This window comes from Pseudodesulfovibrio sp. zrk46, from assembly GCF_012516435.1.
Classification (GTDB): domain Bacteria; phylum Desulfobacterota; class Desulfovibrionia; order Desulfovibrionales; family Desulfovibrionaceae; genus Pseudodesulfovibrio.
This window is the reverse complement of record NZ_CP051216.1, coordinates 2,888,138-2,901,078: the sequence shown is the minus strand read 5'-3', so window position 1 is coordinate 2,901,078 and position 12,941 is coordinate 2,888,138. Positions and strand designations below refer to the sequence as shown.

General features: G+C 51.5%; 12 protein-coding genes. All 12 read left to right on the top strand.

Translation table 11 applies throughout. The annotated features are described in order from the left end of the window. Positions 1 to 35: 35 nt before the first annotated feature. The 12 genes from HFN16_RS13045 to HFN16_RS12990 all read left to right on the top strand — a co-directional run bounded on the left by HFN16_RS13045 (position 36) and on the right by HFN16_RS12990 (position 12,938). A complete protein-coding gene (locus tag HFN16_RS13045; protein WP_168891174.1) occupies positions 36 to 452 on the top strand; it encodes an SxtJ family membrane protein in 417 nt (138 codons plus the stop codon). Positions 453 to 461: 9 nt separating this feature from the next. Then, complete coding sequence (locus tag HFN16_RS13040) at positions 462 to 611, top strand: DUF5989 family protein (protein ID WP_168891173.1); 150 nt, start codon at positions 462 to 464, stop codon at positions 609 to 611. Between the two features lie 8 nt (positions 612 to 619). After that, the gene (locus HFN16_RS13035) at positions 620 to 2,476 is read left to right on the top strand and encodes a carbamoyltransferase (protein WP_168891172.1); all 1,857 of its coding nucleotides are present in this window, start codon (positions 620 to 622) and stop codon (positions 2,474 to 2,476) included. A gap of 42 nt (positions 2,477 to 2,518) precedes the next feature. Further along, positions 2,519 to 3,655, top strand: a complete 1,137-nt coding sequence (locus HFN16_RS13030) for a hypothetical protein (protein ID WP_168891171.1) — start codon at positions 2,519 to 2,521, stop codon at positions 3,653 to 3,655. Between the two features lie 161 nt (positions 3,656 to 3,816). Next, positions 3,817 to 5,220 (top strand): sigma 54-interacting transcriptional regulator, encoded by a 1,404-nt coding sequence (locus HFN16_RS13025; protein ID WP_247648335.1) that lies wholly within the window; start codon positions 3,817 to 3,819, stop codon positions 5,218 to 5,220. Between the two features lie 8 nt (positions 5,221 to 5,228). Further along, positions 5,229 to 5,573: a dinitrogenase iron-molybdenum cofactor biosynthesis protein gene (locus tag HFN16_RS13020; protein WP_168891169.1), complete on the top strand. Its 345-nt coding sequence runs from the start codon at positions 5,229 to 5,231 to the stop codon at positions 5,571 to 5,573. A 369-nt stretch (positions 5,574 to 5,942) separates the two neighbouring features. Further along, the gene (locus HFN16_RS13015; RefSeq protein ID WP_168891168.1) at positions 5,943 to 6,458 is read left to right on the top strand and encodes a CBS domain-containing protein; all 516 of its coding nucleotides are present in this window, start codon (positions 5,943 to 5,945) and stop codon (positions 6,456 to 6,458) included. Positions 6,459 to 6,490: 32 nt separating this feature from the next. Further along, positions 6,491 to 7,966, top strand: coding sequence for an SLC13 family permease (locus HFN16_RS13010; RefSeq protein ID WP_168891167.1), 1,476 nt, complete (start codon positions 6,491 to 6,493; stop codon positions 7,964 to 7,966). 96 nt (positions 7,967 to 8,062) lie between these two features. Next, positions 8,063 to 9,484: a transferase gene (locus HFN16_RS13005; RefSeq protein ID WP_168891166.1), complete on the top strand. Its 1,422-nt coding sequence runs from the start codon at positions 8,063 to 8,065 to the stop codon at positions 9,482 to 9,484. A gap of 45 nt (positions 9,485 to 9,529) precedes the next feature. After that, entirely contained in the window at positions 9,530 to 11,146 is a 1,617-nt protein-coding gene (gene nhaB, locus HFN16_RS13000; protein WP_168891165.1) for a sodium/proton antiporter NhaB, read from the top strand. Positions 11,147 to 11,303: 157 nt separating this feature from the next. Beyond that, the gene (gene plsY / locus HFN16_RS12995; protein ID WP_168891164.1) at positions 11,304 to 11,894 is read left to right on the top strand and encodes a glycerol-3-phosphate 1-O-acyltransferase PlsY; all 591 of its coding nucleotides are present in this window, start codon (positions 11,304 to 11,306) and stop codon (positions 11,892 to 11,894) included. Between the two features lie 129 nt (positions 11,895 to 12,023). Then, the gene (locus tag HFN16_RS12990; RefSeq protein ID WP_168891163.1) at positions 12,024 to 12,938 is read left to right on the top strand and encodes a cation diffusion facilitator family transporter; all 915 of its coding nucleotides are present in this window, start codon (positions 12,024 to 12,026) and stop codon (positions 12,936 to 12,938) included. Positions 12,939 to 12,941 lie beyond the last annotated feature (3 nt).

Sequence of the window (12,941 nt, the reverse complement as noted above, 5' to 3'; positions counted from 1 at the left end):
TACAAATTTTTTTTGCCTCTAATCGGACCTATTATATGATTGATACGAAAAAAGACGCTTCTGCTGGTTTTCTTCCGGCGAAGTTGACTACCAAGGAATGCAGCGACACAGGCATGGCCATGGTGCTTATCTGCCTGTTGATTGGCTTACTGCTTGGTCACCGTGAAGGCTTCGTTGCCGCAACAATTTTGCTGGTCATCAATATGACTTGGTCCAAGGCCTTCTACCTTCCGGCCAAAGTCTGGCTCGGATTTTCCCACCTGCTCGGCACGGTGATGTCTAAGGTCATATTGACCCTAGTATTCTTCGTAATCTTGACTCCACTGGCGCTACTGCGTCGTATATTGGGCCATGACCCCATGCAATTGAATAAGTGGAAAAAAGGTAGAAACTCCGTATTCTTTTCGCGTGATCACTCATTCACTCCTGAAGAAATCGAACGACCTTACTAGGATGATAATATGGACTTTCTCAAAGATCTCTGGGGCTTTCTCAAGGTACGCAAAAAATTCTGGTTGCTGCCCATTATTTTGGTACTGCTATTCTTCGGCGCACTCATCGTACTGACCGGCGGCTCTGCCATCGCTCCGTTCATCTACACCGTTTTCTAGGAGCCCCAATGTCTGATGCCATTCTCGGTATATCGGCTTTCTACCACGACTCCGCCGCAGTCCTGATGGTAGATGGCGAGATCGTTGCCGCAGCTCAAGAGGAACGCTTTACTCGCAAGAAACATGATTCGGATTTTCCACATCATGCAGCCAAGTATGTGCTCAAAGAGGGAGGCCTCTCACTGAGCGATCTTACGGCCGTAGCTTTCTACGATAAACCTTACCTCAAGTTTGAACGCCTGCTTGAATCATACAACGGATTTGCCCCAAAGGGCTTAAGGAGCTTCCTGTCTGCAATTCCCGTATGGATCAAAGAGAAGTTGTTCATGCGCAAGATGCTGAACGACGAACTGGCACGTCTTGGTGAAGGCAAGCCTCAGATCCTGTTCCCTGAGCATCACTTGTCCCATGCAGCCAGTGCATTCTATCCCTCTCCATTTGAAGAAGCCGCCATCTTGACTGTTGACGGTGTTGGAGAATGGGCCACTACCACCATTGGTAAAGGTTCTGGCAAAGATATCACCATCCTCAAAGAGCTGCATTTTCCGCATTCCCTTGGTCTGCTATACTCTGCGTTCACTGCCTTCTGCGGATTCCGAGTCAACTCCGGTGAGTACAAGCTCATGGGACTGGCGCCATACGGCAATCCCGGCGCAAAGCGCATCCAGACATGGAAGAAAGCGATTTACGATGAATTGATCGACGTCCGTGAAGACGGCTCCATGTTGCTCAACATGGCCTACTTCAACTACGCCACCGGCTTGACCATGTGCCATTTCGACCGATGGGAAAAGCTCTTCGGCATTTCGGCTCGTCAGCCCGAATCTGATATTTCCCAAGATTATATGGACTTGGCTCTCGCCATCCAACAGGTCACCGAAGAAATAGTCTTCACCTTGGCCGAAACCGCCAAGGAACTAACCGGTTGTGACAACTTAGTCATGGCAGGCGGCGTGGCTCTGAACTGTGTTGCCAATGGCAAGCTGCTTCGCAAAGGTACTTTCAAGGATATCTGGATTCAGCCTGCAGCAGGTGACGCTGGCGGAGCATTGGGTGCAGCTCTTACCGGCCGCCATATCTGGCAGGGCAAAGAACGCACGGTGAATCCCAAGGATTCCATGCGCGGCGCATACCTCGGCCCAGAGTTTACGGAAAACGACATCCTGCGTGGAGTTCGCAAGTTTGAAGCTCCTTTCAGAAAATATGACGACTTCCAGCAGCTTACATCCGATGTAGCCAAACTGCTGACTGAAGGTAATGCCATTGGCTGGTTCCAGGGCCGCATGGAATACGGTCCGCGCGCACTGGGTGGTCGCTCCATTCTCGGCGACCCGCGTCATCCTGAAATGCAAAAAAAACTCAACCTCAAGATCAAATACCGCGAAGGGTTCCGCCCATTCGCGCCTTCGGTCATGGAGGAAGAGATCACCACTTGGTTCGACCTGGACCGTCCGTCGCCTTACATGCTTATAGTTGCGCCAGTAGCAGACAAGCAATGTAATCCCCTTCCAGAAGGATACGACGAAATGGAAATGTACGATCGTCTGTACGTGCAGAGATCCACCATTCCCGCTGTGACCCATGTAGACTATTCCGCACGTATTCAGTCCGTGAGCAAGGATACCAATCCGCGCTACTGGGGCCTGATCGATACTTTCAACCGCGAGCACGGCTGTGGTTTAGTCGTCAACACCAGCTTCAATGTTCGTGGTGAACCCATCGTCTGCACCCCGTATGACGCATATGCATGCTTCATGCGAACCGAGATGGATTACCTCGTTTTAGGTGACTATCTGTTCACCAAGACCGAGCAGCCCTCATGGACGGAAGAAGGCGACTGGCGCGATCAGTTTGAACTCGACTAGTTATAACAACTATCCGCAGCATCATACGAGACCTGCTATACAATGAAAAAGATGTTCGATGCCCTGAGAGGGGTATTCATATTCCTGTTCGTACTGGTTGTGTGCCTAGAGATCGGCAGCTGTTCCTACATCCGTTTTGTAAACAACAACATCCCCCTGCCTACATACAGCATGGTGAATGCGGAAAGTTCATTCTGGGTGGACAACAATCCCTACTTCGGGGTGTGGCACGACCCTAATTCCAGCTACATGCACAACAAGCAGTGCGCCACTGTCTACTACAAGGCGAACTCGCACGGCATGCGCGACCCTGAACGCTCTCTCAAATCAGCAAAGCCTCGCGTAGCCGTATTGGGCGACTCCTTCATCGAAGGATATATCGTTGAAGACGGTAAACGATTGACTGACCTGGCAGAGAAGCACTACGGACTGGAGTTCCTGAACTTCGGCACATCGGGGGGGCATGGTCCTCTGAACGAATGGCTTCAGTACAAGCATATGGTCAAATATTTTGATCATGACGCCATCGTCATCGGTATCCTGCCCAGCAATGACTTTACCGACTCCATGAAGAAAAAGGTCTACATGGAAAGCGACCGATATCGCAGGCCATATCTTGAAGGCACCTATCCGAACTACAAGGTACTCTACTCTCAAGAAGAAATGCCTATTCGAAATCGCAGCGACCTACTCAAAAGCTTTGATCACACCCTGCGAGAGTGGAGCTACACATACCGCATCCTGCGCTACCTCGACTCCTTCGACCTGAAAAACATGGACTTCCGTGCACGTTGGCAAAGCAAAGCCGACAACAAAGAAAAAGTCTGCTCCATGTATTATGATTTCACTCCTGAGATGTGGGACATGATGCGCTATTGCCTGGAACAGATCGTCAAGGAAGCTGATGGCAAACCCATTTTACTGTTCGTAATTCCACGCTACACCGACTTCCTTCGTTATGATGGCAAGGAAGCTCCGGCAGCCAAACTGCTGCGTGAGTTCTGTTCGGACAACAATATCGACTTTGTTGACCTGATGGACCCGATGTACAAGTACACCAAAACTCAGGAAGACTACTACCTCCTCTGCGATCCTCATTGGAACGCATATGGCAATGAAGTTGCCTTTGAACTTCTTCAACCCAGCATCGAAAAGCTGGTTGAAAAGATCAATAAGTAGCATTCACAATACGACCAAACCCAAAAGGGCTTTCATTCTCGGATGAAAGCCCTTTTTTATAGGCTATTCGCTTTTACTTCGATGTCTTGCCTTCCCCAAAACGTTTCATTATGGTTCACTCTGACTATTCTCACCATACACTAACCATTGGAGCTGTTGCAGTGTCGTCAATTAACAACGCCCTCATTTCGTCTCTCCTGTCGGATACCGACAGCTTGAGCGCATTGCTGGACGAATTGCCCATCGGTGTTGCCATCATGGGCAGCGAAGGCAAACTACTCATGGTGAACAAAACCTATGAAACCCTGACAGGACTCATGCGCGAGCGTGCAGAAGGATTCAAGTGTTTGCACGCCCTTCGATGCGACTACTGCTTTAAAGGGTGTCCAGTAATGAAGGGGTGGGACAACAGCACCTGCCACAAAAGCGATGCGACAATCATCAACCGCTCCAGAGAGAAAGTGCATGTTCGCCTGACTGTCGCTCCGCTTATGAATGGTGGTAATGGAATCCGCGGTATCATCGAAACGGTCACTCCCGGCCTTGGGCCTATTGCTGATCACAGTACTGGCGATGTCTTTGGATTCGGAGAACTGGTTGGACGAAGCCCACAAGTTAGAAAGCTATTTTCGATGACGCCAGCCATAGCCCAAACCGATTCACCTGTTCTCATCACAGGTGAAACCGGCACAGGCAAAGACATGTTGGCCGAAGAAATTCACAACGCGTCAGACCGAGTTGATGGCCCGTTCATCAAAATCAATTGCGGAGCTCTACCCGAGAAGCTCCTTGAATCAGAGTTTTTTGGTCACGCCAAAAATGCGCTCCCTGGCTCCGATCATGCCAAGCCAGGCAGGTTGCGTATGGCTCACGGGGGCACCCTCTACATCACAGAGATCGGCGACCTCCCCATGCCAATCCAAACCAAGCTCCTCGCCTACATGGATGACCACATGGTCTACCCAATTGGTTCCACCAAAGGCATGCGAACCGATGTCCGCATCATGGCAGCAACCCAACATGATCTGGAAAGGTTGGCACGACGCAATCAATTCCGGCGCGACTTGTTATACCGGCTCAATGTGATCCGCCTCCATCTGCCTCCCCTACGAGAACGCGGTGATGACATCAGCCTTCTGCAGGACCATTTTCTTAAAACGTTCCAGATGCGCTTCAACAAGTCACTGGACGGATTCTCACGAAACGCGGAGAAGCTACTTGAGTCCTATGCTTACCCCGGCAATGTCCGAGAACTGCGCAACCTCATCGAATACGCGGTGAGCTTTTGTGATGGAAAGGTTATCCGTATGCGACACCTGCCAGGCTACATACTGGGGGGAGCGGGTTTACCTCAGCCACTTGCGGTCGCCCCTCAGGCTCCACCACAACCGGATGCGCGAGGCAACACTCGCTCCACTCCACCTGAAAGATGGGAAGATGTCCAACGCACGATGATTCTCGATGCACTGGTCAAGGCTGGTGGCAAGAAACAAGAAGCAGCCAAAATATTGGGATGGGGACGTTCCACCTTGTGGCGCAAGATGAAACGTTTCGGCATTGAATAGGTGAACTCATGGAAAAAGTATTGATCCCACTTATGGACAATGACCTTGCTCCCCGTTTCGACCTGGCCAACGAGGTGATGATGATATCCATCACACGTGAAACAAGTGCCATGGGTCGAATCGAAGAAAAAGTTGAAGTTCTGGACACACCATCATCGGAAGCAATGTGCCGTTTGGCCGTTGCTGAATCGGTACAGACAGTCATATGCGCAGGTATAGAAAAAGAGTTCTATGACTTCCTGGAATGGAAAGGCATCCGTGTCATTGATGACATTTGTGGCCCTGTGGATGTCATCCTCGAAGCTTTTCTGGGTGGCCGGCTTACTCCTGGACAAATTTACTACCGCACATAAAACGTTTAAAAACGTTTCACTTTGAAACACTGAGCAAGCACTCATCTGTTGCAAAACGTTTCATTACGTCTTTGCTCTTTTTTTCACGTAATAATCTTGACCCCCACAACCGTTTGCTATCTATAGAATCTGGACGTAGTGCAGGATAGTGTCCAAATGACACATCCCCACTACCATGGCGTTTCAACTCTGTTCCACTTGGGACACGACAAGGGAGACGAAACGCCTCCGGGAGCCGGCCCTGGCCAGGAGGAGTAAGTGCCAGCCGGTTTGGTTTGAGGAAATGTTTACGATGCGGCTCACTCCCTCTCCGGGGAGAGGAAGTGAGCCAGGAGAATGTAAACGATACTTCTTGGGAGGAAGGATTACATGAAAATCAAAGACCTGATGACTCCGGTCAGCGAATACAAAACAGTCACAACGACTGCCACGTTCGCAGATGTCGCTGCTGCATTGTCTGAAAGCAGCCACCGGGATGTCATTGTCGTCAACGAAGACGGCGACCTGGTGGGGATACTCACCATGACCGACATTCTTGTCGCCATGGAGCCCAATTACAAAAAACTTGGCAAAAAAGATCTCGATTCCGACATCCTGTCCAATCGATACGTTGCCGATCTCTTCAAGGAATACGGCCTGTGGGTCGATCCGCTTAATGAACTGTGCAAAAAGGGCGCAAAGGTCCTGGTGAGCGATGCGATGTACGTGCCAGACGAATCTGAATACCTCAACGAGGAAGATGATCTCGGCCACGGCATTCACCGTTACATAGTGGGCGTACACCAACCGCTTCTGGTCCGTAGCAATGGAACTATCACCGGTGTTCTGCGCCTGAGTGATGTTTTCGAAGAAATCAAGACCCGCATGGTCACCTGCACCGACTAGGCAGCCATAGGTAATTCTGAGGAGATTTTACAATGGAAGCAGCACAAGCTACCAAACCCGATTTTGACTGGAAACGCCTAGTCTTCATGATGACAGGCGTCATCCTATTCGCAGTCGTCTATTTCTGTCCGGCATGGCCGGATGCCATTGACCCCAATGGTAAACACTTCGTGCTCAGCCAGGAGGCCAAGGGCGCCATCGCAGTCTTCCTGCTTGCCGGTACATGGTGGGTTTTCGAAGTCGTTCCCATCGGTGTCACCTCTTTGATGATCGGTATTTTACAGGTCATGTTCCTTATTCGTCCTGCCAAAGTGGCGTTCAAGGACTTCATGGACCCGTCCGTTCTCTTTATCTTCGCTTCAATCATGATCGGCTTGGTTTTCACCAAAACCGGTCTGACCAAGCGCTTGGCTTACAAGATGCTTGATATTGTCGGTGAACGGACTTCTATGATCTACCTGGGTGTCTTCGTGGTAACTTCCGCGCTGACGCACATCATGGCTCACACCGCGGTGGCCGCTACCATTTACCCACTCCTGCTCGCCATCTACGCCCTGTATGGTGAAGGAGATAAGCCCACCAAGTTTGGTAAGGGCCTCTTCATCGGTATGGCCTACGTGGCTGGCGCGGGCTCCATCGTCACGCTGCTCGGCGCAGCTCGAGGCGCAGTTGCACTCGGTTTCTACAAAGAAATCGTAAACGTAGACGTTGGCTTCTTTGAACTCACATACTACATGGCCCCCATTGGTTGGGGTATGACCTTCCTTCTTTGGGGCTTCTTCATGATTTGCATGAAGCCTGAAAAGGATCGAATCCCCGGTCTTCGTGAAAAGGCCCGTGAGCTCAATGCAAAAATGGGCTCCATGACCCGTGACGAAATCCTGGCTGCCTCCATTGTCGGTCTGACCATTATCATCATGTCTGCCCGTGCATTCGTCCCCGCCCTCAAGGCTGTGGACAAGACTGCCATCATTCTGTGTTCTTCTGTACTCTTCTTCGTCTTCAAGATTCTTGATCTGAAAGACCTTGAAGATATTCCGTGGAACATCATCCTGCTGTTCGCCGGTGCCATGTCCATTGGCTTCTGCCTCTGGGAGACCGGTGCAGCAAAATGGATGGCTGTCAACTGGCTGGCCATGTTCGCCGACGCAAACTGGTTCGTCTTCGTTATGTCCATTGCATTCTTTGTCATGATGATGACCAACTTCATCATGAACGTTGCAGCGATCGCGATATCACTCCCGGTGGCATTGGTCATCGCCCCTTACCTCGGCGTGGCTCCGGAAGTAATCCTGTACGCCTCCCTGGTCGTGGCAGGTATGCCCTTCCTGCTGCTGGTAGGCGCAGCCCCCAACGCCATCGCATACGACTCCGGACAGTTCACTACGGGTGAATTCTTCGGATGGGGTGTCCCTGCATCCATCCTGCTGATGGTTATGACCGGTCTTGCCGTTCTCGTCATCTGGCCGCTTATGGGCATGCCCATAACCCTGCCGGTGGGAGGCTAACAAACGCCAACCTGTTCTGATACTTAAGGCGGCTGTCGTACGTGCGCGTACGACAGCCGCCTTTTCATAAAAACAACTAACCCGTGTGTGAGAAAAATGAAAAAACTAGAAGACCTTTTTGATCATATTTCCGCCCGAGTGAACGTCAATCTCAAGCCCATGGGGATTGACGTCAAACCTTACCTGAACAACGCGATTCCGCGTGAACGCCACTTGGCGTACTACGCATTCTATGCACTGACGGAAGACCATCCGATCAGCTTCAAGTTCAAAAACTCCAACCTCGCGGGCTCCTACTTCCTGGGTAAAACTCAGGTTGACCGTTCCGTTCTCTATAAAGCCGACGTGCGCGGAGACGAACTCAAGCGCAAGGGGGACGTGGTTGAATTCAACGGCGTCAAGACCACCCTGTACTACGACGAAGTGATCCGCATAATCAACTCGTTCCTGTGCAAGACCTTGGTCCATAACCAGTCAAAGAACCCCGAAATACCGGAAGTTTTTCGCATTCTGAACACCGTGGCCATGCACTACTCCAACATCCACGGTACCACCACTGAAGGTGTATACCTTGGCGCATTCGCCACGGTTGACCTGTCCGTCATGCATAACTGCGTTGTGGGTGATTATTCTTACGTTCAAGCCGGCGACCTTTCCCGCCAGACCATCGAACCCGGCCGCGTCTGGGTAAAGAGCAACGAATTCGAATTCAACTATGTCTACCCTGAAGGCGTTGTTGAACAGTATGTTAAGCTCGATGAGAACGGCAAACTCTCTGGCAAATTCGTCGAGTACGTCGACGAATTCAAGGAAGACTTCGTTCCCATTTATTCCACTGTTCAGCTGGAACAGATGCACGGCAACGATGCGGAAGGATCTTACGTTTCTCCTTACGCCGTCATCAAAGGCGACTGCTCTATCGGCAAGAACGCACTGATCGCTCAGCGTTCACACATCGAGAACTCCGAGATTGGCGTTGGCGCAAACGCTCAGGAAAACTGCTACATCAAGAATTCCGTATACGAAGGCAACAACGTAACGGCACACGGTGGCAAGGTCATTCACACCCGTAGCGGGAAGAATGTATTCGTCGGATTCAACTCCTTCGTTCACGGCACAGCTGACAACCCCATAGTTATCGGACGAGATTCCATCGTAATGCCGCATACTATCATTGACGCGGCAGAGCCAATTACGATACCTGAGAACTCGGCAGTATGGGGTTATGTTACTAAGCAGGCGGACCTTGAGACCCAGTGCGTAAATCTGGAAGATCTCTCAAAGGCCACCAACGTAACCTTGGGTAATGCCACCTTCAAGGGAGACGGCAAGGCTTTCGTTGACGCTTTCCGCCATCGAATTGAGCACATTTTGGAAGAGAATGGTGCTTTCTTTGATGGAACAGACGAAACCCGTGGCCACGCCCAGAAGACCCAGGATGCATGCTTCAACATCCTCCAGCCCTTCCAGGGCGGGCCTGAAGCGGGCATGTACCCGAGCATGGTTATCGGCGACTAAGGTGAGTCGTCGTTCATTACTATTTGAGTTGAGGAGAAACCTACAATGGCTCAAACACTGACTCAGGCTTTCGGCAAAAACTTCCTAGGCAATGCGCCGAGCTGGTACAAAATGGCGATTCTCGCTTTTCTTGTACTCAACCCCATTCTCGTCTACACGGTCGGCCCCTTCATTGCGGGCTGGGTCCTGATTGGCGAATTCATCTTCACACTTGCAATGGCGCTGAAATGCTACCCGCTTCCTGCCGGTGGTTTGCTTGCAATCGAGGCCGTCTTTCTCGGCCTGACCAGCCCGGCAACTGTGTATCATGAAGCCCATAACAACTTCCCAGTAATCTTACTGCTGATCTTCATGGTGGCTGGTATCCACTTCATGAAGGACTTCCTGCAGTTTACCTTCACTCGCATCCTGACCCGCGTACACTCCAAAATCGCAATCTCGTTGATGTTCAGCTTTGCTGGCGCATTCCTGTCCGCATTCCTGGATGCACTTACTGTTACCGCCGTCATCATCGCGGTGGCCTACGGTTTCTACAACGTTTACCACCGTTTTGCCTCCGGCAAGACCATGAAATGCACTCACGACCTGTGCATTGACGAAGGCGTCAAGGACAAGGATCGCAGTGACCTTCAGGAATTCCGTGCTTTCCTGCGCAACCTGATGATGCACGGTGCTGTCGGTACCGCCCTGGGTGGTGTCTGCACCATCGTCGGTGAGCCGCAGAACCTGCTCATCGGTCAGGAAATGGGTTGGCACTTCATGGACTTCTTCCTCGAAGTCGCCCATGTCTCCATGCCTGTCCTTGCTACCGGTTTGGTGACCTGTATCGTAGTCGAAAAGTTCAAGCTCTTCGGTTACGGCGCTCTCATGCCTGGTAACATTCGTTCCCACTTGCTGGAAACCGCCATCGAGATGGAAAAGAAGCAGGGCATCAAGGGTAAGGCCAAGCTCATCATGCAGGCTCTTATCGGCGTATGGCTCATCGTGGCTCTGGCATTCCACTTGGCTGAAGTCGGTATCATCGGTCTCTCGGTCATCGTCCTGCTGACGGCCCTCAACGGCATCATCGACGAACACCAGTTCGGCGAGGCTTTTGAAGAGGCACTGCCCTTCACCGCCTTGTTGGTGGTCTTCTTCTGCATCGTCGGCGTCATCCACGACCAGCACCTGTTCAAGCCGGTCATGAACATGGTTCTGAGCCTTGAAGGCCAGACCCAGCTCGCGGCTTACTACATCGCCAACGGCGTGCTTTCCATGATCTCGGACAACGTGTTCGTGGCAACGGTCTACATCTCGGAAACCAAGATGCACTTCATCAAGGTTCTGGCATCCATTCCCGGCGTGGAAGATGCCAATGCCCTGATGGACAAGCTGACCGACGCTCACCTGTACCGTGCAGACACCATCGCGACTCTGCCCGCAGCTATCCAAGAGCCGGTCACCAAGACCATGCATCACTTCGACCAGCTGGCAGTCGCCATCAACACGGGTACCAACATCCCGTCCGTGGCAACTCCTAACGGTCAGGCTGCATTCCTGTTCCTGCTCACCTCGGCGCTGGCTCCGGTCATCCGCCTCTCCTACGGTCGCATGGTTGTGTTGGCTCTGCCCTACACCATCACCATGTCGATCATGGGCTTGATTGCTACCTACTACTTCTAGTAGTTTAGCGATAATGTAATTCAAGGTCGTCGATGCGTTGCATCGGCGGCCTTTTCTTTTAATCTTCGAGATACTCCTGCATCGTATCAGCCCTTCCATTTCCTATCCAAAAACGCTACAACACCCCCACCAAACAAGCACTCAGGAGAAACTCTTCATGGAAATTATTCTTTGGTCCCTTATCGCATATATTCTCGGCTCCATTCCCTTCGGTTTGGTCATTGCCAAGACCCTCTGCAATATCGATCCTCGTGAGGACGGCAGCCGCAACACCGGCGCCACTAATATCGCGCGCCTCTGTGGTCTGCCTTATGGTATCGCCACTCTAGTCCTCGATGTATCCAAAGGCTTCTTCCCGGTTCTGGTCGCATCTCAGTGGGTTGAATCCGGCCTTGGGCTGAGCATCATAGCCATGGCTGCTATCTTCGGCCACGCTTTCTCCTGTTTCATGAATCTCAAGGGCGGCAAGGCCGTAGCAACTACGGTTGGCGCCTTCATCGCCTTATCTCCTTGGGGCGGCATTCTCTCAGCAGCCTCTTGCCTTGCTGTAGTCGCACTTTCCGGCCACGTATCCATGGGCTCTCTGACCTTTGCCCTGGCACTGCCCGTCTTCATGCTGCTCACTGGCAACATTGCCTTCATCCCGGCAGCTGTCATCGTCATGCTGCTCCTGTTCAAACGCCACAAGGAAAACATTTACCGCCTCGCCAGTGGTGAAGAAAACCCCTGGCTGAAAGACAAGGCGTAGACCAAATCAGAAATCGACTTCACCGAAGTTGAACATCCTTTTCAAGGATTGCAATTAAAGTGAACCCTTGCGTATCATACGCAAGGGTTCACTCTTTTTGGGCCCTTAATACCAACAGCAGGAAGACCAATGTTACAGGATTCTCCACAGCGCTACGCCATATATTCTCTTATCGCCTCGATCCTTACTCTCGTCATGAAATTCAGTGCATGGGCCATGACCGGATCAGTAGGTCTGCTTTCTGATGCCACAGAATCCATCGTCAACGTCACCGCAGCGCTCATGGCCCTGACCGTCATCACCATCGCGACCCGTCCGGCAGATGATGACCATGCATACGGACACGGGAAGGCTGAATACTTCTCCAGTGGAATTGAAGGTGTACTGATTATCGTGGCAGCCTGCGCAATTGGCTATGCCTCCATAGACCGTTTCTTTGATCCGCAACCGCTTGGCAATCTGGGTATTGGCCTCGGGCTGGCGTTGCTTTCGTCGGTGGTCAACTTCGTCACAGCACGCATCATGCTCCGTGCTGCGAAACGCTTCGACTCCATCACACTCGAAGCCGACGCCAAACATCTGCTCACCGATGTCTGGACTTCTGTAGGCCTGGTGGCAAGCCTTGGTATTCTGCTGTTCATGCCTGAATGGCAAATTCTGGACCCAATCATCGCCTGCATCATGGCAGTAAATATTATTTTTACGGGCGTAAGCCTGTTAAAGCGGTCCATTGGCGGTCTCATGGACGACGCCCTTCCAGATAATGAATTGGCACAAATCGCCGAAGCCATACATAAACATCAAGGGCCGGATGCGACCTATCACGAATTACGCACACGCAAGTCCGGTCCTATGCGCTTCATCGACTTCCACCTGCTCGTCCCCGGAAAGGTGTCGGTCCGCGAAGCACACGACCTCTGCTGTTTAATTGAAAAGGAAATAGAAACGGCCCTTGAACGCGCCGAAGTTACCATTCATGTAGAGCCGATCGAATGCGACTCCTCATATGAAGGAGATGATAAGGAAGACTGTGATGAGTGTTAAAAT